The organism is Mesorhizobium sp. M0618, assembly GCF_040320765.1.
In the GTDB taxonomy this organism is placed as follows: domain Bacteria; phylum Pseudomonadota; class Alphaproteobacteria; order Rhizobiales; family Rhizobiaceae; genus Mesorhizobium.
In genome coordinates this window covers 41,938-62,468 of record NZ_JAMYQH010000008.1, presented here as the reverse complement: position 1 = coordinate 62,468, position 20,531 = coordinate 41,938, and the positions used below count along the sequence as shown (strand labels likewise).

The window sequence follows — 20,531 nt, the reverse complement described above, 5'->3', positions numbered from 1 at the left end:
TGGGAAGCCGAAACCGAGATCAGCTGACGCGGGCGAGGCCATCCTTGGCCGGCTGGTAGGTAGGGTCGAGGCGAACGGCTTCCTTATAGGATTTCGCGGCCTTCGCCTTGTCGCCGCGCCGCTCATAGATCAGCGCCTGGTTGGACCAGGCCTCGGCATTCCTGCCGTCGAGCTTGATCGCCATGTTGAAATCGGAGAAGGCATTGTCTTCGTCGTTGGTCGCCAGATAGGAGAGGCCGCGGCCATTGTAGGGTTCGGCGGCGTCCGGCGCCAGCGAGATGGCGGTCGAGAAGTCCTCGATGGCGAATTTGTGCTGGCCCTGGCTCTGATAGATCAGGCCTCGATTGTGGTAGGCGCGCGCGTCGGTCGTATCGAGCTGGATCGCCTTCTGAAAGTCGTTGAAGGCGTCCTGGGTGCGACCCGCCTTGCGGTAGAGATTGCCGCGGCCGATATAGGCGGCGTCATAGTTCGAGTTGATCTGGATCGAACGGTTGTAGTCCGCCAGCGCGGCTTCCTGGTTGCCGAGGAAGCGCTGGATGAGCGCGCGATTCGAATAGGCCTGGAAGAAATTCGGATTGAGCTGGATGGCTTGATTGAAATCCTTGAGCGCCGCCTGGTACTGACCGCCACGGCCATAGGCCGAGCCGCGCACATTGTAGCCTTCGGGATCCTGGGGATTGCGCTGGATGACCCCCGACAGCGAGGAAATGTTCTCGCTCGACCCTTGCGCCTTGTCGATGTTGTTGAATTCACCGGTCGGGCCTGCCGTTTGGCAGCCGGCAAGCGCCAGTCCGGAGAGCAGGGCTGCTGTCAGGGCGAAACCACGCAATGCGGTCCCGCGCTCCACGCTTGTTGCGTTCATGTCTGCCCTGTCCTCACTTCAAGCCGCGTCGTTCAGGTCCGGCTCCCCCTCCGGACCGGTCACATCAAACAAAAAGGTGGCGGCGATTCCACATCGCGCCACCTCTGATATCCTTCGAAAAGGACGAAAAATTGGCGTTAGAACCGCGGCGGACGCGGAGCGCCACCTGCACCGCCGGCGGCGCCAGCAGCGACCGGGCGCGGCGTCATCGGCAGCAGGCCTTCGCGCTGGGCGCGCTTGCGGGCCAGCTTGCGGGCGCGGCGAACGGCTTCAGCCTTTTCGCGGGCGCGCTTCTCGGACGGCTTCTCGTAGTGACCGCGCATCTTCATTTCACGGAAAATGCCTTCGCGCTGCATCTTCTTCTTGAGAGCGCGAAGCGCCTGATCAACGTTATTGTCGCGGACGAGTACCTGCACGGGCAATCCTGTCTTTCGGGTTTGATATCAACAGGCAAGCGGCCATAGCCACTAGCCTCCGCGGCGGTTTACACCACGAATTGTGGCGGCTGATAGCAGAATCATGCCGCGCTGTCCACAGCGGAAATGAATTTGCGGGGCCAGCCGCCGTCTGTTTGCCTAGATATAAGGAGCCGACTAGGCCGTCGCGAGGTGCAGCAGCTCGAAATCCTCGAAGAACTCGCCGTAGTCGCAGGTGATCTCCTCGCCCACGGCGATGTCGCGGGTCGCGGTGGCCCCGCCATATTGCGAAAAATCCGTATTCGGATTGCTGGAATGGTTCATGAAGCGGCCATTGTCGACTTCATAGACCAGGAAACCTGGCCGGTCCGGGCTCGGATAGGCATAGCGGTCGAGCAGCTCCCTGAGATGCGGGGGTGCCGTCTCGTATTTGTCCATGGGGATCAGCCGGTCGAAATCCGGATCGAGCCGCCAGATCGAAGCGCCTTTCCTGATCGGCTCCGCGGCGAACACGCCGACACCTTCGATCGCACTCGCAGTCACATAGGTTCTGATCAGCATCATGGTTCCAGACCCGCTTTTGGACATAAACGGAATCGCCAAATCGCGGCGAAAAATCAAGAGCGGCCGTTTGCCTGGCGGTTATGAGCATGCGTCCCGCCGCTGGAATCTTCACGTCCGGTTGATCGACACGCCGCCATCGGCAAACAGAGCCGCTCCGGTGGTGAAGCTCGAGGCGTCGGAGGCGAGATAGAGCGCCGAGCGGGCAATCTCCTCCGGCATCGCGATACGCTTCAAAGCATGCAGGCCTTCGACGAAAACCCGTGATTCCGGGGTCTTGAAGGTTGCCGCCGGTGTGTCGGTGCCGCCGGGCAGCAGCGCGTTGACCCGCACGCCTTTCGGGCCGTATTCGGCGGCCAGCACCTGTGTCAGTCCGATCAGGCCGGCCTTGCTCGCGGCATAACTAGTCATGCCGGGCATGCCGACTGTGTGACCAACGAAGGTGGAGGTGAAGATCAGCGAACCGCCGCCGCGCTCGATCATTGCCGGCACCTGGTATTTGGCGCCGAGAAACGCGCTGGTGAGATTGGTGTCGAGCGTCTCGCGCCATCCCTCCAGCGGCAGGTCCGAAATCGGCCCCATCCGGCCGACAGCGCCGGCATTGTTGAAGGCGATGTCGAGCCCGCCGAACTTTTCGACCGCCAGATCGACAAGGGCCTTCGCATAGGCTTCGTCCCTGACATCGCCGGCAAGCGCGATGGCCGCGCCATCATTGTCTTCTATCTCGGCGACGAGCGTATCGAGCTCGGCCTGACGGCGGGCGGCGACGATGACCTTGGCGCCTTCCTCGGCAAAGAGTTTTGCCGAGGCCCGGCCGATGCCGGAACTGGCGCCGGTGACGATGGCGATCTTGTTTGCGAGTGCGAACATTTTTGCATCCTTTTCTTCGCGCCGGCCTGACCGGCAGTTGGGGTGCTTGGTCGCAGATCGAGGCAAGGCGAGCCACCCGATACGTGCGAAGATGCTGGAAAGCGCCGACGCACCGGATGCGTCTTTTTCACCACGGCGCAAAACGGCAAGCGCCGTCGCAAACAGCGCAAGGGTGGAAGCGCTGTTTCGCTAGTGATACACCTCGCGCGCCGGGACCGAATGAACGCCGGCCGCCATTCGCGAAGCCTTTTTGGGGCGAGGTTGGGACGTTGAAGAAATATTCGGTATTCGCCATCGCCCGGGAAGCCATGCGCGGCCACAAGGGCTGGGAGGAACAGTGGTCCTCGCCTGAGCCCAGGAAAGAATACGACGTCATCATCGTCGGCGCCGGCGGCCATGGCCTGGCCACCGCCTATTACCTCGCCACGGTGCACGGCATCACCAATGTCGCGGTGTTGGAAAAGGGTTGGCTCGGCGGCGGCAACACCGGCCGCAACACCACCATCATCCGCTCCAACTATCTCTATGACGAGAGCGCCGGCATCTACGACCACGCGCTGAAGCTGTGGGACGGGCTCAGCCAGGAACTCAACTACAACGTCATGTATTCGGCGCGCGGCGTCATGATGCTCGCGCACAATGTGCACGACGTGCAGGTGCTGAAGCGTCACGTTCACGCCAACCGGCTGAACGGCATCGACAATGAGTGGCTGACGCCGGAGCAGGCGAAGGAATTCTGCCCACCGCTCAACACCTCCAAGGAGGCGCGCTATCCGGTGGTCGGTGCGTCGCTGCAGCGGCGCGGCGGCACGGCCCGTCATGACGCCGTTGCCTGGGGCTATGCGCGCGGCGCCTCCGCGCGCGGCGTCCACATCATCCAGAATTGCGAGGTGACCGGGGTCAAGCGGGCGCCCAACGGCGCGGTGATGGGCGTCGACACGACGCGCGGCTTCATCGGCGCCAAGAAGGTGGGCGTCGTTGCCGCCGGTCATTCCTCCGTCATCATGAACATGGCCGGCGTGCGCATGCCGCTGGAAAGCTATCCGCTGCAAGCGCTGGTGTCGGAACCGGTTAAGCCGGTGGTGCCCTGCGTGGTGATGTCGAACACGGTACACGCCTATATCTCGCAGTCCGACAAGGGCGAGTTGGTGATCGGCGCCGGCACCGACCAGTATGTCTCCTACTCGCAGACCGGCGGGCTGCACATATTGCAGCATACGCTGGACGCCATCTGCGAGATGTTCCCGATCTTCACGCGCATGAAGATGCTACGCTCGTGGGGCGGCATCGTCGACGTCACGCCCGACCGCTCGCCGATCCTGGCCAAGACGCCGGTGCCCGGCCTCTATGTCAATTGCGGCTGGGGCACGGGCGGCTTCAAGGCGACGCCGGGTTCGGGCCATGTCTTTGCCCATACGATCGCCAAAGACGATCCGCATCCGATCAACGCGCCTTTCACCATCGAGCGCTTCCGCACCGGCCGGCTCATCGACGAGGCGGCGGCGGCGGCGGTGGCGCACTGATGATGGCGCAGATGGCTGTCGCGATGCCGCTGATGCTGGCGGGGGAACAAGTGCTGGCGGGGGAACGGGGCATGTTCCATTTTCCGTCGGCGGACGAAGTGCGCACGCAGCCGATCAGCCGCACCGGCAACGAAACCGTCTGGCCGTTTTCGGTCGATGACGGCACGCTGGCCTGCGTCTGGAGCGGCGGCCAGAGGGTGGTTGTCTTCTTCGAAAACAGGCCTTCCGATTTAGACGAGGCCGAGACATTCCAGCCGCGTCAAGTCATCGTCACCACCGATCCGATACAGCTCACCCTCGGCAACATGGCGTCCCGCGATCTGTTTCGTCCCGCTGCAAGCGTGGAAGAGCGCATCCGGCTCGTCGCACCGTTCGCGACTTTGGGACAGAAGCTTTGCGATCAACCGGCGGGCGCCCGCGTCGGCCACGGCGAATTGTAGGAACCAGGACAATGCTTCTCATCCGCTGCCCCTATTGCGAGGAAGAGCGTCCGGAACTCGAGTTCCGCAACGCTGGCGAGGCGCACATCGCGCGCTCGGCCAATATGGCCGGCGAGAGCGACGACGATTTTGAAAAGTTCTTCTTCATCCGCTCCAACCCCAAGGGCATCATTTATGAGCGCTGGCGGCACATGCATGGCTGTGCGCGCTTCTTCAATGCCGTACGCGACACCGTCACCGACAAATTCGCCATGACTTACAAGGCCGGCGAGCCCAAACCCTCCAAGCTGCCGAAAAACTCCAACGAAGTGGTTGCCAAATGAGCGGCGCGTCCTACCGCATTTCCGGCGCTGGCCGCTTCAGCCAAGCCAAGACCGCGCGGTTCAGCTTCGATGGCCAGTCCTATGCCGGCATCGAGGGCGACACGCTGGCCTCGGCGCTGCTCGCCAATGGCGTCCATCTCGTCGGCCGTTCGTTCAAGTACCACCGTCCGCGCGGCATCCTGTCGGCGGGCGCCGAGGAGCCGAACGCCCTGGTCGAAATCAGGCGCGACGCGGCACGCAAGACGCCGAACGTGCGGGCGACCTTGCAGGAGCTCTATGACGGGCTTGATGCGCAGTCGCAGAACCGCTGGCCGTCACTGTCCTTCGACCTCGGTGCGGTCAGCGATATCGCCTCGCCGCTGCTTTCGGCCGGCTTCTACTACAAGACCTTCATGTGGCCGAAAGCGGCGTGGAAGACGCTCTACGAGCCAAAGATCCGCGCCGCGGCCGGTCTTGGCGTTTCCCCGGACCAGCCGGATCCCGACCATTATTCATCGCGCTATGCGCATTGCGACGTGCTGGTGCTCGGCGGCGGCGCGGCAGGCATCGCGGCAGCGCTTGCGGCGGCCGAGACCGGCGTGCGCGTCATCCTCGCCGACGAGCAGGCCGAGTTCGGCGGCAGCCTGCGTTTCGAGAGCGGCGCGAAAATCGACGGCCAGGACGGTTTTGCCTGGGCGCAAGCTGCCGTGGCGAAGCTCGCCGCGATGGACAATGTCCGCGTGCTGTCGCGCACGACGGCGTTCGGCTACTATGCGCAGAATTTTATCGGGCTGGTCGAGCGTGTCAGCGAACATCTGAGGACCCCCGGTCACGATCTGGCGCGCGAGCGGCTTTGGCAGGTCCGGGCCAAGCGCGTGGTGCTGGCCTCCGGTGCGATCGAGCGCCACATGGTGTTTGCCGACAATGACCGGCCCGGCATCATGCTGGCGGGTGCCGCGCGCACCTATCTCAACCACTATGGCGTCGCCGTCGGCAGGAATGTCGGCGTCTACACCGCCAATGATTCCGCCTATGCAGCGGCGATCGACCTGAAGAAAGCCGGCGTCAACGTGGCGGCGATCGTCGATCTGCGCGACAATCCGACCGGACCGGTGATCGACGAGGCGAGGGCGCTCGGCATCGAGGTCAATTTCGGCCGCGCGGTGATCCGCGCCGGCGGCAAGCTCAGGGTCTCGTCGATGACCGTGCAGCCGAAGAATGGCGGCGGCGAACGCACCATCCCGGTCGATGCGATCCTGATGTCGGCCGGCTGGACGCCGTCGGTGCATCTGTTCTCGCAGTCGCGCGGCAAGGTCGCCTTCAACGACGAGACCAAGCGCTTCGTGCCGGGCATCTATGCGCAGGACTGCGTCTCGGTCGGCGCCTGCAACGGCACCGACGGGCTGTCTGCGACGGTCGATGAGGCCTATGCGGCAGGCGCCAAGGCGGCCAGGGATGCGGGTGCCAAAACCGCCAAGGGCAGCAAGCCGAAGGTAGACGCCTCGGAGAGCTGGTCGCGCGGCATGCTGGGTGCAGCGCCCGGCGCCGGGTCGGATACGACGGTGAAGGCCTTCGTCGATTTCCAGAACGACGTCACCGCCAAGGACATCCGCCAGGCGGTGCACGAAGGCATGCGCTCGATCGAGCACGTCAAGCGCTTCACCACCAACGGCATGGCGACCGACCAGGGCAAAACCTCCAACATGCACGGCTTGGCGATTGCCGCCGAGACGCTGGGCAAGCCGATCCCGGAAGTCGGCCTGACCACGTTCCGGGCGCCCTATACGCCGGTCACCTTCGGCGCGATCGTCAGCCATGCGCGAGGTCCGCTGTTCGACCCGACACGCAGAACCGCGATCCATCCCTGGGCCGAGGCGCAAGGTGCCGTGTTCGAGGATGTCGGCCAGTGGAAGCGCGCCTGGTATTTCCCCAAGGCGGGCGAGGACATGCACGCGGCGGTCGACCGCGAATGCGTCGCCGTGCGCAAGACGGCTGGCCTGTTCGATGCCTCGACGCTGGGCAAGATCGAAGTGGTCGGGCCGGACGCGGCCAAATTCATGGAGCTGCTCTACACCAACCCATGGGAGAAGCTGGAGCCCGGCCGCTGCCGCTACGGCATCATGCTGCGCGAGGACGGGTTCATCTATGATGACGGCGTCGTCGGCAGGCTGGCCCCCGACCGTTTCCACGTGACGACGACGACCGGCGGCGCGCCGCGCGTCATGAACCATATGGAGGACTATCTCCAGACCGAGTTCCCGCATCTCAATGTCTGGCTGACCTCGATCACCGAGCAATGGGCTGTTATCGCGGTGCAGGGACCCAAGTCGCGCGACATCATCGCGCCGCTGCTCGAAGGCATCGACATGTCGGACGAGGCGCTGCCGCACATGTCGGTGCGCGAAGGCAAGATCTGCGGCGTGCCGACGCGGCTGTTCCGCATGTCGTTCACCGGCGAGCGCGGCTTCGAGGTGAACGTGCCGGCCGACTATGGCCAGGCGGTCTGGGAAGCGCTGTGGGCCGAAGGCCAGAAGCATGGTGCGGCTGCTTATGGCACCGAGGCGATGCACGTGCTGCGCGCCGAAAAGGGCTACATCATCGTCGGCCAGGACACCGACGGCACGGTAACGCCGAACGACGCCGGCCTCGATTGGGCGGTCGGCAAGAAGAAAACCGATTTCGTCGGTATCAGGGGTTTGACGCGGCCGGATCTCGTTGCCAAGGGCCGCAAGCAATTGGTCGGCCTGAAGACCAGGGATCCCAAGGTGGTGCTGGAAGAGGGCGCGCAGATCGTCGAGGACCCGAAGCAGGCGATCCCGATGAAGATGATCGGCCATGTCACCTCGAGCTACTGGTCGGAAAATTGCGGCCGCTCGATCGCTCTGGCGCTGGTCGCCGGCGGCCGCGACCGGATGGGCGAGACCCTCTATGTGCCGATGCCGAACGGGGTGATCGAAGTGGAGGTTACCGGCATGGTGTTCTTCGACGAGACGGGAGGGCGCCTCAATGGCTAAGGCCGCTGCAAGAAAGACGGCTCCGGCTGCATCGCCTTCGGTCGAACGCCGTCCGGCGCTGGCTGGGCGCAGCACCACTGCCGCCAGCGTCAAGGTCGAGGTGCTGCCGCCGGCCGAGCGCGTTTCATTACGGGCGCCGGAGGCTTCGGTCGCAGCGCTTTCAAAGGCGCTCGGCGTGACCTTGCCGAACAAGCCGAAAACCGCTGCCGCGAACGGCGGGCGCACCGCTCTGTGGCTCGGCCCCGACGAATGGCTGGTCATCGATGAGGCCGACAACGATCCGCTCGCCGATTGCGCCAAAGTATCCGCGCTGCATTCGGCGGTCGGCGTCTCGCATCGCAACATCGCGATATCAGTGACGGGTGCCGGAGCGGCGGCGACCATCAATGCGGGCTGCCCGCAGGACCTGTCGCTCGACGCCTTCCCGGTGGGAGCAGCGTCGCGCACCATCCTGGGCAAGACCGAGATCGTGCTGCTGCGCACGGGTAACGACGCCTTCCGGGTCGAATGCTGGCGTTCCTTCTCGGACTATGTCTTTACTTTGCTGTCCGAGGGATCGCGCGACGCGGCGGTCTGAACTCGGGAACGTTTTGCAGGGCACGCTCGTTCTGCATCCGCACGCCGAGGGAGAATGCCGATGCCGTCGAATTCCGCGCCGAAGTCGCCGGTCATAAAGACATCGGCTGTCCGCTCGCTCGAACACGAGCGGCACGAAGCGCCGAGCGCCGAAGACGAACTCGAGGAAGGCCTCGAAGACACGTTCCCGGCCAGCGATCCGATATCCATCACTGGAACGGCCATTCCTGGAGCTCCGGCAAAACCAGGCAAGGCCAAGACCGTGCCCGGGCGCAAGAGGCGCAAGCCGTAGTTTCCATCGGGCAAGATCTCATCGGGCCTTCTCAATCCCCTTGGACATGCTATTTAAAGCGCTTTGGGAGATGAAAATGCCGACAAAAGCGATCGTATGGGGCGAGAACGTCCACGAGCAGACCAATGAAGCCGTGCGCGACCTCTATCCCTTGGGGATGCACGGCACCATTGCCGCCGCCCTCAACCAGGACAAGGGCATCGAGGCGACCACCGCCACCTTGCAGGAACCCGAACATGGCCTGAGCGAGAAGCGCCTGGCGGCCACCGACGTGCTTTTGTGGTGGGGCCACGCGGCGCATGGCGAGGTCAAGGACGATATCGTCGAGCGGGTGCAGAAGCGGGTCTGGGAAGGGATGGGCCTGATCGTGCTCCATTCCGGCCACTACTCGAAGATATTCAAGCGGCTGATGGGCACGCCCTGTTCGCTGAAATGGCGCGAGGCGGGCGAGCGCGAGCGCGTCTGGGCGATCAACCGCGGCCACCCGATCGCGCAAGGCATCGGCGAGTGCCTGGAGATCGGCGAGACGGAAATGTATGGCGAGCCGTTCGCCGTGCCGGAGCCGCTCGAGACGGTGTTCGTCTCCTGGTACGAGGGTGGTGAGGTGTTCCGATCCGGGCTGACCTACCAGCGCGGTGCAGGACGGATCTTCTACTTCTCGCCCGGCCACGAGACCTATCCGATCTATCACAATGAGGGCGTGCAGCAGGTGCTGCGCAACGCCGTCCATTGGGCGCACAACCCGGCGCCGGCCTGGTCCGGCATCACCAACGCGCCGAACGTGCCGACGGATGCGGCCAAGGAGAAGATCGTGCAGAAGGGGCTGCGCCTGCATGCCGACGGCGACAAGGGCCTGAGTTGATTCGGGCCTGAGCTGATCGGGGCCTGAATTGCTTAAGGCGTGAGTTGATTGGGGCTTGGGGCTAATGCACCGAATTCTTCTGCTCGGCACCGGCGGTATCGCCGGGCATCATGTCGAGGAGTTTGCCGAGATCCCGGGCTGCAGCATCGTCGCCTGTGTCGACCAGGTGCCCGGCCGCGCCGCAGCGTTTGCCGCCGTCAGCAAGATCGGCGAATCTTTCGAGAGCCTGGAGGCGGCGATCGCCTGGGGTCAGTTCGATGCCGCCATCAACGCGACGCCGGATGGTGCGCATATGGCGACGACGCTGGCGCTGCTTGCCCAGGGAAAGCATGTGTTTTGCGAAAAGCCGCTGGCGCCGAACCACGCCGACGCGCTTGATATGACCGAAGCGGCCGAGGCTGCAGGGGTGGTCAACATGGTCAACCTGACCTATCGCAACTCACCGGCGATTCATGAAGCGCGGCGCATGGTGCTGGCCGGCGAGATCGGCGAGCTGCGCCATGTCGAGGCGAGCTACCGGCAAAGCTGGCTGGTCAGCCAGTCATGGGGCGACTGGCGGGTCGAGGACAAATGGCTGTGGCGCTTGTCCAGCCGGCACGGTTCAACCGGCGTGCTGGGCGACGTCGGCATCCACATCCTGGACTTCGCCACCTATGGCGCCGATCAGGACATCGTCAGCCTCCACGCCGATCTGGTGACGTTTCCGAAGGCCGAGGGCGAGCGCATCGGCGACTATCTGCTGGATGCCAATGACAGCGTGGCGATGACGGCCCGGCTCAGTTCCGGCGCGCTCGCCACGATCGCGGCGAGCCGCTACATGACCGGCCACGCCAACGATTTGTCGCTGGCCCTGCACGGCACCAAGGGCGCCATCAGGGTCGAGACCGACGGCAAGGCATCTAACCTGTCGGCCTGTCTCGGCGGCGATGTCGATCTTCAGCAATGGCGAACGCTGGCGCTGCCCAGTGTCAAGCGCAATGCGCGACGCTTTGCCGATGCGCTGGATACAGGCCGGAATGGCGATCCGTCGTTCCGGCGTGCCGCCGACATGCAGAAGCTGATTGACGCGGCCTTCGAGAGTTCAGCGGCGAAGCTGCCGGTTTCGGTCAGCTGAAGTTTCCACCTGACCGGCTTGTGCCGGCCAGAAGTGATGTCCTGCAAATATCAGAACGAGCTCGGCACGATCCAAGGATTGATGTCGATGCCGAGGCGCGGACCTTTGCCTTCAGCGGTATTTTCCGTGGCGCCCTTCTTCTCGACCGAACCGGTCGAAGCGCAATCGAGCTTCACGTTGGTCTTGGTGTCAACGCAGGCCGCCACCGGCGCATGCTTGACGGGGTGGGTGGTGTTGGCGGCGAAGGCCGAGCCCGAAAGTGCCAGCACGGCGGCGAGGGTGAGGAGTGTCTTTTTCATTGTCAGTCTCCGTTTTCGACGGGTAAATTTCTCTCGTACATGTACGATACACTGTACATATACGCCCGTCGATCGCGAAGTTCAAGGAAAACCGTACGCGTACAATAAATTTTTTGTTAACCAAGAAACCCCCAGTCTGGAGGGGATACACAAACCAAAGGAAACGGGGTTCAGCAGTTGACCTGTGTCTCGGTCAGCGGCGGGACGTTTTGCGTGCTGAGCGTGGCGAGCGTGAAATCGCACATCCGCTTCACGAAGGCCTGCGGATCGCCGAAAGGGTAAAAAGGAAAGGTGATGAGCAGCGAGATCGTGCCGTGTCCGACCGCCCACAGCATGGTGGCGATGGCGCGCGGGTCGCCCTGCAATTTGCCGGCGGCGACGCAGGCCTCGACCCTGCTGATCAGCACCTTCATAGCGGGGTTGCTCTCTTCCATTTCGTTGTAGCCTTCTGGCAGCTTGGTCTTTTCGGTCATGAACACGGTGCGGTATTCGTTGGGATTGCCGAGCCCGAAGGCGGCGTATTCGGTCATCACCGCCTGCAAGGCCTCGATCGGATCGTCGGATGGATGCCCCTCGATGCGGCGGGCGAGTGTCTCGAATGCATCCTCGGCCAGAGCGAACAGGATGTCCTGCTTGTCGGCGAAGTAGGAGTAGACCGACATCGGGGCATAGCCGACCCGCTTGGCCAGCTTGCGAATGGTCAGGCCTTCATAGCCTTCTTCCTGGACGAGCTTGTGCGCGGCCTCGACCAGTTCGGAGCGCAGTTCGGCCTTTTGTTTCTCGCGGCGTGTCTGGACGCTCTGCGGCAAGATCTGGTGCCTTTGGTTGGTTGGTGGCTGGCTAAATTATATACGCTGTACGGAAACGGACAAGGGCACGGGAAGTTCCCAAGCGGTATGCTTCGGATCGTGCCCACGCTCGTCGAAGTTGGCGGCACCCGTGATCAGCACCTTTGCTCCGTCAAAGCGGCCATCACGCCTCCTTGTCGATCAGCTTCGCGGCAAGACGCGAAAGCAGCTTCACCGCCTCGCCATAGGTCCGGGCTTTTTCCGGATTGGAGGCATTGCCGTCCAGCGCCCGCTTGAAGACGCCTTGGCAGATCGCAGCCAGCCGGAAGAAGGAAAAGGCGAGGAAGAACGTCCAGTTGCCGATACTGGTGAGTCCGCGCCGCCGGCAGTAGCTGGCGACATAGTCTTCTTCGGAAGGCAGGCCGATCGCGGACCGGTCGACACCGCCCAGGCCGCGAAAGCCCGAGCTATGCGGCAGCCGCCATTGCATGCACTGATAGGCGATATCGGCGAAGGGGTGGCCCGATGTCGACAGTTCCCAGTCGAGCACCGCCAGAACCTTTGGCCGGTCCGGCGCGAAGATCAGATTGTCCAACCGGTAATCGCCATGCACCAGCGAGACGCGGCCGTCATCGGCGGGCATATGCGTTTCCAACCAGGCAATCAGCCGGTCCATGTCGGCGACGGTGCCGGTTTCCGAGGCATGGTACTGGCTCGTCCAGCGCGCCAGCTGGCGCTCGAAATAATTGCCCGGCCGGCCGAAATCGCCGAGTCCCACTGTTTCGACATCGACCTCGTGCAGCGCCGCGAGGGTTTCGTTCATGGCATCGTAGATGGCGGCGCGTTCATCGTTGTCGCGAGCCTCCGGCAGTGCCGGATCCCAGAAGATGCGGCCGTCGAGGAAATCCATCACATAGAACATGCGGCCGATGGGCGAGTCTTCCGCCGACAGATGCAGCATGGCAGGCACAGGCACGGCGGTGCCGGCAAGCGCGCTCATCACCCTGAATTCTCGGTCGACCTGGTGCGCCGATTTCAGCAATTGCCCCGGCGGCTTGGCGCGCAGCACGTAACGGCCGCTTGCCGCCGTCAAAAGGTAGGTCGGGTTCGATTGGCCGGATTTGAACTTCTCGACTGCCTCAAGGCCGGAAAAGCCAGGTATGTTCGCCTCGAGGTAAGGCGCAAGCGCTGCCTGGTCGAGAACGGGATCACTCATGCCGTCTCGGGCTGGCGTTCTATCAAGGTCAGCGTCAGCCAGCGCGCGGTCAGCGCCGGCTTCTTCGAACCCTCGATCTCGATCGTCACGTCATGCGCGGTCTGCACCCAGCCCGACGGCCTGACCTTGACGTCGGCCAGCACGAAACGCGTGCGGATGCGCGCGCCGGTCTTCACCGGCGCCAGGAAGCGCAGCGAATCGAAGCCGTGGTTGACGCCCATCTTGCCGTTTTCCAGCGGCGGCATGGTCTCGAAAGTCATCGCCGACAACAGCGACAGCGACAGGAAGCCGTGCGCGATGGTGCCGCCGAACGGCGTTTCGCGCATGGCCCGCTCCGGATCGCAGTGGATGAACTGGTGGTCGTCGGTGGCGTCGGCGAACTGATCGATCATGCGTTGCGTGACCACCCGCCACGGCGACACGCCAACCTCCTTGCCGACACTGGCCACAAGCACATCGAGACTGATCGGTTCCACGCTCATGTCCTCCAGTTCACCCCCGGCTTCTGTGGCCGGAAAATGTTCATTCCTTGAACAAGGTCAGCCCGTGCTGCACCGACTGTCCGCCGTCGATCGGCAGGATGGCGCCGGTGATGTAGCTGCCTGCACGGCTGCACAAATAGAGCGTTGCGCCGGCAATGTCATCCGGTGCGCCGATACGGCCGATCGGAACATGGCTGCCGACATGCCTGGCCTGCTCATCCGTACTGGTGGCGAATGCCGTCATCCGGCTCTGGAAGGGGCCGGGAGCGAAGGCATTGACGGTGATGCGGCGGCCGGCGAACTCGAGCGCAAGGGTGCGGGTCAGATGATGCACGGCTGCCTTGGACGCCGTGTAGGAATAGGCGTCGTCGGCCAGCGGCTGCGTGCCCATCACCGAACCGAGATTGATCACCCTAGCCGGATCGGCGTCGCTGGCGGCAGCGTCGAGCAGTGGCAGCAATTCGCGGGTCAGATGGAAGACTGCGGTGACATTGACGCCAAACACCTTGGCCCAAGCCGAATAGGGGAAGCTTTCCAGCGGCGCACCCCAGGAGACGCCGGCGTTGTTGACCAGAATATGCAGTTTCCCGGTCCGCGCTTTGACCTCGGTAACGAGTGCGGCAATGCCGGTTTCGCTGGAAACGTCCCCGGCGAAGCCTTCGGCCCGGCCGGATGCGCCAAGCTCGTTCAACTCTTCGGCGACCTGGATGCAATCCTCGCTCTTGCGCGACGCGATCATCACGCTGGCGCCGGCCCTGACCAGCGCGGTCGCCGCCATGCGGCCTATGCCGGTCGCGGCACCCGTCACCAGCGCGGTCTTGCCGGCCACCGAAAACAGCTCGTCCAGATAGCTCATCACAATCCTCCGCGCTCGGCATGCGGGCAAACAGTTCGCGTTGACAAGGCTATCCGAAGTACGGTCATCCTTGCCACTGACAAAATGCCTGGCGTGTATGAAGGGTTAGCGACCGATGACGGAGATGAATCTCGGCATGACCGAGCGGCTGAAGCCGATCCACGCGCGCGTCGCGGCCATGGTGCGCGACGAGATCATGCCGCTCGACAAGGAATTCCTGGGCGAGGTGGGCGAGGCAGGCGACCGCTGGGTCTATAGTGCGCGCCAGAGCGAAATCCTCGAAGGGCTGAAAAAGACCGCACGAGAGCGCGGCCTGTGGAATTTCTGGCTGACCGGTTCGGAACGCGGCTACGGCCTTTCCACCGTCGAATATGCCTATCTGGCCGAGGAGATGGGCAAGGCGCATCTCGGCGCCGAGACCTTCAACTGTTCGGCGCCCGACACCGGCAATATGGAGGTGCTGGAACGGTACGGCTCGGCCGACCACAAGAAAGAATGGCTGGAACCGCTGATCGAGGGCAAGATCCGCTCGGCCTATCTGATGACCGAGCCGGATGTCGCGTCGTCCGATGCCACCAACATTGCCATGCGCTGCGAACGCCAGGGCGACGACTACGTGCTCAACGGCGAGAAATGGTGGGCTTCGGGCGCCGGCGATCCGCGCTGCGCCATCTACATCGTCATGGTCAGGACCGGCGGCGATGACGAGCCGCAGCACCGCCGTCATTCGATGATCCTGGTGCCATCAGGCACAAGGGGTGTGACCAAGGTCCGGGCCATGCAGGTTTATGGCGATGACGACGCGCCGCACGGCCACATGCATCTTCGCTTCGACAATGTGCGGGTACCGACATCGAACCTGATCCTCGGCGAGGGCAGGGGGTTCGAGATCGCGCAAGGGCGGCTCGGTCCCGGCCGCATCCACCATTGCATGCGCGCCATCGGCCAGGCCGAGATGGCGCTCGAGATGCTGTGCCAGCGTTCCTTGCGCCGCGAGGCCTTCGGCCAGAAGCTGGCAAAGCTCGGCGCCAATTTCGACATCATCGCCGAATGCCGCATGGAGATCGAAATGGCCCGGCTGCTCTGCCTCAAGGCGGCGTGGATGATCGACCAGGGCGACGCCCGCGCCGCAGCCCCCTGGATTAGCCAGATCAAGGTGGTGGCACCCCGCGTCGCGCTCAAGGTCACCGACGAGGCGGTGCAGATGTTCGGCGCGCAAGGCATCAGCCAGGATACGCCGCTGGCGCGGTCGTGGACGCATCTGCGGACCTTGCGCCTTGCCGACGGGCCGGACGCCGTGCATCGCCGTCAGGTGGCGCGCACCGAGCTGAAGAAATACACGCAAGAAAAGGTCTGAGCGCCGGCATCGTCATCTGGCGATGCCGACAGTCCAAGCACGGAGTGTTCCAATGGCCGTCCCCTCCGAAATGAAGGCGCTGCTGCTGGTCGGCGACGGCTACACCAGGACGCCGAGCGGCAGTGTGCTGGAGGCGATGGAGCCGTATCTCGAGCCGGGCAACATCGCGGTGCCGACACCCGGACCGACGCGGGTGCTGATCAAGGTCAGCCTCGCCTCGATCAACCCCTCCGACATCGCCTTCGTCAAGGGCCAGTACGGCCAGCCGCGCGCCAAGGGACAGCCGGCCGGCTTCGAGGGCGTCGGCATCGTCGTCGCGAGCGGCGACGAGACCTATCCCCAAAGCCTGATCGGCAAGCGCGTCGCCTTTGCCACCGGCGTCACCAACTGGGGCTCGTGGGCCGACTATGCCGTCGCTGAAGCTGCTGCATGCATTCCGCTGCTCGACACGGTCCGCGACGAGGATGGGGCGGCGATGATCGTCAACCCGCTCACCGCGCTCGCCATGTTCGACGTCGTCAAGGAGGAAGGCGAGAAGGCCTTCGTCATGACCGCCGGCGCCAGCCAGCTCTGCAAGCTGATCATTGGCCTGGCCAGCGGAGAGGGCTTCCGGCCGATCGTCACCGTGCGCCGCGACGACCAGATCGCGGCGCTGAAAGCGCTCGGCGCGGCGCACGTCCTCAACGAAAAGGCGCCGGATTTCAAGGCAGCGCTGCGCGAGGTGATGAAGGCCGAACAGCCGCGCATCTTCCTTGACGCGGTGACCGGGCCGCTGGCTTCCGCCATCTTCGACGTCATGCCGAAGCGTTCGCGCTGGATCATCTATGGGCGGCTCGATCCCGAACACACTGTTATCCGCGAGCCCGGCCAACTGATCTTCCAGCACAAGCATATCGAAGGGTTTTGGCTGAGCGAGTGGATGCGCCAGTTCCGCGATCGCCGCGGCCCGGCGATCCTGGAAGCGCAGAAGCGTTTTTCCGATGGGCGCTGGTCGACCGACGTGACGGCGGTGGTGCCGCTTGCCGAGGCGATGGCGCGGGTGCCAGCGGAACTGGCCAAGCCGAACGGCAAGGTGTTCATCCGGCCTTAGGCCAATTCGAAAGATTCGAGCAGCTTGGACGGGAGGGGCCTCGGAGGGCTTTGCGGGCAGAGATTGCCGGTTATCCGCCGACGCGGGACCGTCAGGCCGATATCCTGGTCCATCAAGCCCCCTATGCCACGCCGCTGCGTCCGTGATATGCCGCCGCCATCGAATGCCGGGACAGGCTGGACTGAGCCTGTTCCGGGATTGTGTGGGGTGCCTTGATGACGATTTCCAAGCCGGTTTTCGACCGTTTGGGGTTTGGCCTGTGGATCGGAGCGTTCCTGGTCGTTCTTGCCATGGTCCTGTGGTCGCCGTACACGCGGACGGTATGGAAGGCCTATATAGATGGCAGCGAGGCGCTTCTGGCCGGTCTGCCACTCTACGACACCCAATCCGAGATGGGGTATCTCTACGCGCCGGCCTTCGCCGCGCTCTACACTCCAATAGTCAAGCTCGGTCCGCATCTGGGCGGCGTGATGTGGCACTCCCTCGGGTTTGCGGTGCTGACCTATGCCGCGATGCGGCAGGTGCGCAAGCTCGGTGGTGACGAGTTGATGTGGCTGCTTTCTTTCGGCCTCTTCCTCGCTGTGCCGATGGCGCTCGGCGCGATCCGCAACGGCCAGGCGACGATCCTTTTGACCGGCGCTTGCTGGCTTCTCACATTGTCGGCGCTGGAAGGACGACGGGCGGAGACGTTCTTCTGGGCTTCGCTCGCCATCATCGCCAAGCCGACCGCGATCATAATGCTGTTGTTGGTAGGAGCCCTTCGGCTTCGGTTGATACCGGTGCTGGTGCTGGCGGTGCTGTTCGTGCTCGCACTGCCTTACGCTTTTGCTCCCGCCGGCTATCTCAACGATCAGTATCGTGTCTTCGCCCAGATGCTGACCTCCATGGCCGTCGAGAACACCAGCCATTTCGTGTCCACCGATTTCACGGCACCGTTCACCACGATAGGGCTGCCGATACCGGAATTCGGCGCAACGATCGTGCGCATGGTCATGGCCCTGCTTACGCTTTCTGCCGTCATCTGGTTCGACCGCAGACTCGAACAGGGAAAGGCGGCGCTGGCGATCTTCCTGACGGCCACCTTCTACATGTGCGTGTTCAACCCGCGCGTCGAGCCCAACACCTTTGCCATGATCGCGGTACCAGCCGGTCTTGCCATCGCCCTGTTGTGGCGCGAAGAACGGGGCGGCGTCCTCGCCTCGGTGCTGTCGATGACGCTGTTCGTGACCGGGCTGAGCGGCGTGGAGCGCCATGTGCACGATTTCCTCTTCCCCTGGTTCCGGCCGGTCGCCGTCACTTTTATCGCCGGTTCGCTGATCTGGTGGTTCTGGGCCAAGGCACGGGAAAAGGTGGTGAATGCGGGAGTCGCGAATGGCTGAGTTGCGACAGAGCCTCGATATCGTTGCGCCATTCTTCAACGAGGCTGCATCGGCATCGGCCTTCGCGCGCCTGCTCGGTGAGCTCGAAGCGGCCGTGGCACGGCGCTTCGGCATGACCGTGCACAAGATCCTGGTCGATGACGGCAGCCGTGACGACGGCGCCGGACGATTTTCGCAAGCGCTGACTGGATCGTGGGAGATCGTCCGCCTCAGCCGCAATTTCGGCAAGGAAGTCGCTGTGCTCGCCGGCCTCGACCAGTCGCGCGGCGACATGGTGCTGATCATGGACGCCGACCTCCAGCATTCCCTGGACATCAGCGTGAAGCTGATCGCCGAGCTGGTGGACCATCCCGACATCGATGTCGTCTATGCCCAGAATGACCGCCGCGAGGCGAGCTGGCGGCGCAGCCAGCTTGCACGGCTTTTCTACAGCCTGATCAACAGCAGCCAGCGTTTCGACATTCCCGAAAATGCCGGCGACTTTCGCGTCATGCGCGCCGCCGTGGCGCGCGCACTGACCAGCCTGCGTGACAAGCGTCGCTTCAACAAGGGCCTGTTTGCCTGGGCGGGCTTTCGCCAGAAAGCATTGCCCTATTCGCCGGAAGGCCGCGCCAGCGGCACATCGAAATGGAGCCGGCTCAACCTCATCGCCTTCTCGCTCGAAGGGTTCACCTCGTTCTCCGTCATTCCGCTGCGCCTCATCAGCCTCAGCGGTCTGCTCGCGGCGCTTGCTGGCGCGGTCTATGGCGCCAAGGTGTTCTTCGAGGTGATCTTCTACGGCATTGCCGTTCCGGGCTACCCCAGCCTGCTGGTTGCCGTCGTTCTGCTCGGCGGCCTCAACCTGACCCTGCTTGGCCTGATCGGCGAATATGTCTGGGTGACGCTCAGCGAGAGCAAGGATCGGCCGGTCTATCTCGTGCGCGATGTCGTGCGCAGCGAGGCCCCCGCCGACCGGCCGGAGCCGGGCACTTCGAACAGATGACGCGGCGCATTCGCCTGATCGCCGACGATTACGGCCTGGCGCCTGGCGTTTCCGCCGGGATTCTCGATCTTCTCGATCGGGGGCGCCTGACCGGCACCAGCTGCATGACCGGCTTTCCCGAGTGGGCAAAGGAGGCAGAGCGCATAAAACCGCTGTGCGGCCGGGCCGCGGTTGGGCTGCACCTCACCTTGACCGACCAGTTGGCCGTCACCGGCCGGTCGGCCCTGGCGCCGGAAGGCCGGCTGCCACCGCTCCGCGCACTGGCCTTGCCTGTTCTGCGCGGCCGCATCGGCGACCGCCATGTCCATGCCGAGCTTGACGCCCAGTACAACCGCTTCGTCGAGGCGCTTGGCCGCCGCCCCGATTTTGTCGACGGGCATCAGCATGTGCATTTCCTTCCCGTCGTGCGCACATGGCTGCGCACGCGTTTTCCAGAAGGCGCCGACATGCCGGTCCTGCGCGGCGCCCCGGCGCTGGCCGCGGGTGCGAAAGTCGCTGCGATTGCCGCGCTCGCCGCCGGGTTCAACCGCTCGATGCAGCGCGCGGGCTTCATCGTTTTCCAGCCGCTCGCCGGCATCTATGACTGGCGGCAACCCGAAAAGTTCGCTGCGGTTCTGCAGGCCGCCGTCGAAGGGTTGCCGGAGCGAGGGCTGTTCATGTGTCATCCCGGCCATGTCGACGAGACGCTGCGCGCGCGCGACATGATGCAAGGTGTGCGCGAGGTCGAATTCGCGGCCCTGGCATCGGACGCGTTCGGAGCCAGCCTGGCCCGCGCCGGCGTCGAAATCTTGGACGGCAAGAGATGAGCGACGCCGATCGGCCCCAGCGTTCGGCCGGCAGCAAGATCGTCCGCTTCGCCATTGTCGGACTGGCGAACACGGCCATCGACCTTGCCAGCTTCTTCCTGCTGCTCAAGCTCGGGGTTGCGCCGGTGCCGGCCAACATCGCTGCCTGGTTCGTCGCCGTCACCTTTTCCTTCGCGGCGAACGGCTTGTGGTCGTTCGAGCGCAATCGAGCCATCCGGCTGCATGACGCGTTCCTTCGTTTCGCCACGCTTGGAGCGCTGATTTCGCTCGGTGTCTCCAGCCTTTCGATCGCGCTGCTCGCCGGCATCATCGGGGTGTGGTCGGCGAAAATCGGCGGCGTCGTGGTGGCGGCGGTGCTGAATTTCCTCGCCGCGCGCTGGTCGATCGAAGGCCGATTCTTGAGATAGGCGGAATTATTTTTCTTACGAAATACCGGACGAAAAA

23 protein-coding genes are annotated in these 20,531 nt (G+C 63.9%); 14 read left to right on the top strand and 9 right to left on the bottom strand.

Translation table 11 applies throughout. The features are described from left to right. Positions 1-19: 19 nt before the first annotated feature. The 4 genes from NKJ04_RS11050 to NKJ04_RS11035 all read right to left on the bottom strand — a co-directional run bounded on the left by NKJ04_RS11050 (position 20) and on the right by NKJ04_RS11035 (position 2,709). Positions 20-862 (bottom strand): tetratricopeptide repeat protein, encoded by an 843-nt coding sequence (locus tag NKJ04_RS11050; protein WP_027037653.1) that lies wholly within the window; start codon positions 860-862, stop codon positions 20-22. 137 nt (positions 863-999) lie between these two features. Continuing rightward, entirely contained in the window at positions 1,000-1,278 is a 279-nt protein-coding gene (gene rpsU, locus NKJ04_RS11045; protein ID WP_023810129.1) for a 30S ribosomal protein S21, read from the bottom strand. Positions 1,279-1,455: 177 nt separating this feature from the next. After that, positions 1,456-1,842, bottom strand: a complete 387-nt coding sequence (locus NKJ04_RS11040) for an SET domain-containing protein (RefSeq protein WP_352440901.1) — start codon at positions 1,840-1,842, stop codon at positions 1,456-1,458. Positions 1,843-1,950: 108 nt separating this feature from the next. Continuing rightward, the gene (locus NKJ04_RS11035) at positions 1,951-2,709 is read right to left on the bottom strand and encodes an SDR family oxidoreductase (protein ID WP_352440902.1); all 759 of its coding nucleotides are present in this window, start codon (positions 2,707-2,709) and stop codon (positions 1,951-1,953) included. Between the two features lie 269 nt (positions 2,710-2,978). Here NKJ04_RS11035 and NKJ04_RS11030 point away from each other — a divergent pair, with 269 nt between their 5' ends. The 8 genes from NKJ04_RS11030 (at position 2,979) to NKJ04_RS10995 (ending at position 10,832) form a co-directional block, all read left to right on the top strand. Further along, positions 2,979-4,232, top strand: a complete 1,254-nt coding sequence (locus tag NKJ04_RS11030) for a sarcosine oxidase subunit beta (protein WP_352674886.1) — start codon at positions 2,979-2,981, stop codon at positions 4,230-4,232. Continuing rightward, entirely contained in the window at positions 4,232-4,672 is a 441-nt protein-coding gene (locus NKJ04_RS11025) for a hypothetical protein (RefSeq protein ID WP_352674883.1), read from the top strand. The genes NKJ04_RS11030 and NKJ04_RS11025 overlap by 1 nt, the downstream gene beginning before the upstream one ends. Before the next feature lie 11 nt (positions 4,673-4,683). After that, positions 4,684-4,995 (top strand): sarcosine oxidase subunit delta, encoded by a 312-nt coding sequence (locus tag NKJ04_RS11020; protein WP_352629514.1) that lies wholly within the window; start codon positions 4,684-4,686, stop codon positions 4,993-4,995. Beyond that, positions 4,992-7,988, top strand: coding sequence for a sarcosine oxidase subunit alpha (locus tag NKJ04_RS11015; protein WP_352674881.1), 2,997 nt, complete (start codon positions 4,992-4,994; stop codon positions 7,986-7,988). Before NKJ04_RS11020 ends, NKJ04_RS11015 begins: the two co-directional genes overlap by 4 nt. Then, positions 7,981-8,565 carry a sarcosine oxidase subunit gamma gene (locus NKJ04_RS11010; RefSeq protein WP_352629510.1) on the top strand — a complete coding sequence of 195 codons (585 nt, stop codon included), beginning with the start codon at positions 7,981-7,983 and terminating at the stop codon, positions 8,563-8,565. The genes NKJ04_RS11015 and NKJ04_RS11010 overlap by 8 nt, the downstream gene beginning before the upstream one ends. Positions 8,566-8,625: 60 nt before the next feature. After that, positions 8,626-8,856 carry a hypothetical protein gene (locus NKJ04_RS11005; RefSeq protein ID WP_023810121.1) on the top strand — a complete coding sequence of 77 codons (231 nt, stop codon included), beginning with the start codon at positions 8,626-8,628 and terminating at the stop codon, positions 8,854-8,856. A 76-nt stretch (positions 8,857-8,932) separates the two neighbouring features. Continuing rightward, entirely contained in the window at positions 8,933-9,718 is a 786-nt protein-coding gene (locus tag NKJ04_RS11000; RefSeq protein ID WP_023810120.1) for a ThuA domain-containing protein, read from the top strand. Between the two features lie 64 nt (positions 9,719-9,782). Beyond that, positions 9,783-10,832: a Gfo/Idh/MocA family protein gene (locus tag NKJ04_RS10995; RefSeq protein ID WP_023810119.1), complete on the top strand. Its 1,050-nt coding sequence runs from the start codon at positions 9,783-9,785 to the stop codon at positions 10,830-10,832. A 50-nt stretch (positions 10,833-10,882) separates the two neighbouring features. On the opposite strand, the gene NKJ04_RS10990 is transcribed toward NKJ04_RS10995, so the two are convergent. The 5 genes from NKJ04_RS10990 to NKJ04_RS10970 form a co-directional block, all read right to left on the bottom strand. Beyond that, the gene (locus NKJ04_RS10990; protein ID WP_352674879.1) at positions 10,883-11,131 is read right to left on the bottom strand and encodes a DUF680 domain-containing protein; all 249 of its coding nucleotides are present in this window, start codon (positions 11,129-11,131) and stop codon (positions 10,883-10,885) included. A gap of 170 nt (positions 11,132-11,301) precedes the next feature. Continuing rightward, positions 11,302-11,940: a TetR/AcrR family transcriptional regulator gene (locus tag NKJ04_RS10985; protein ID WP_352674877.1), complete on the bottom strand. Its 639-nt coding sequence runs from the start codon at positions 11,938-11,940 to the stop codon at positions 11,302-11,304. Positions 11,941-12,103: 163 nt separating this feature from the next. Beyond that, positions 12,104-13,135: a phosphotransferase family protein gene (locus NKJ04_RS10980; RefSeq protein ID WP_352674875.1), complete on the bottom strand. Its 1,032-nt coding sequence runs from the start codon at positions 13,133-13,135 to the stop codon at positions 12,104-12,106. Further along, positions 13,132-13,617, bottom strand: coding sequence for a MaoC family dehydratase (locus NKJ04_RS10975; RefSeq protein ID WP_281040474.1), 486 nt, complete (start codon positions 13,615-13,617; stop codon positions 13,132-13,134). The genes NKJ04_RS10980 and NKJ04_RS10975 overlap by 4 nt, the downstream gene beginning before the upstream one ends. A gap of 40 nt (positions 13,618-13,657) precedes the next feature. Next, entirely contained in the window at positions 13,658-14,473 is an 816-nt protein-coding gene (locus NKJ04_RS10970; RefSeq protein ID WP_128303158.1) for an SDR family oxidoreductase, read from the bottom strand. A gap of 115 nt (positions 14,474-14,588) precedes the next feature. On the opposite strand from NKJ04_RS10970, the gene NKJ04_RS10965 reads away from it, so the two are divergent. The 6 genes from NKJ04_RS10965 (at position 14,589) to NKJ04_RS10940 (ending at position 20,494) form a co-directional block, all read left to right on the top strand. Continuing rightward, the gene (locus tag NKJ04_RS10965; RefSeq protein ID WP_352674873.1) at positions 14,589-15,830 is read left to right on the top strand and encodes an acyl-CoA dehydrogenase family protein; all 1,242 of its coding nucleotides are present in this window, start codon (positions 14,589-14,591) and stop codon (positions 15,828-15,830) included. Between the two features lie 52 nt (positions 15,831-15,882). After that, entirely contained in the window at positions 15,883-16,920 is a 1,038-nt protein-coding gene (locus NKJ04_RS10960; RefSeq protein ID WP_352674870.1) for a zinc-binding dehydrogenase, read from the top strand. 215 nt (positions 16,921-17,135) lie between these two features. Continuing rightward, positions 17,136-18,299 (top strand): glycosyltransferase 87 family protein, encoded by a 1,164-nt coding sequence (locus tag NKJ04_RS10955; RefSeq protein ID WP_023810111.1) that lies wholly within the window; start codon positions 17,136-17,138, stop codon positions 18,297-18,299. After that, a complete protein-coding gene (locus NKJ04_RS10950) occupies positions 18,292-19,281 on the top strand; it encodes a glycosyltransferase family 2 protein (protein ID WP_352674867.1) in 990 nt (329 codons plus the stop codon). Before NKJ04_RS10955 ends, NKJ04_RS10950 begins: the two co-directional genes overlap by 8 nt. Beyond that, positions 19,278-20,087 (top strand): ChbG/HpnK family deacetylase, encoded by an 810-nt coding sequence (locus NKJ04_RS10945; protein ID WP_352674865.1) that lies wholly within the window; start codon positions 19,278-19,280, stop codon positions 20,085-20,087. Before NKJ04_RS10950 ends, NKJ04_RS10945 begins: the two co-directional genes overlap by 4 nt. Beyond that, complete coding sequence (locus tag NKJ04_RS10940; protein WP_352674862.1) at positions 20,084-20,494, top strand: GtrA family protein; 411 nt, start codon at positions 20,084-20,086, stop codon at positions 20,492-20,494. The genes NKJ04_RS10945 and NKJ04_RS10940 overlap by 4 nt, the downstream gene beginning before the upstream one ends. Positions 20,495-20,531: the final 37 nt, after the last annotated feature.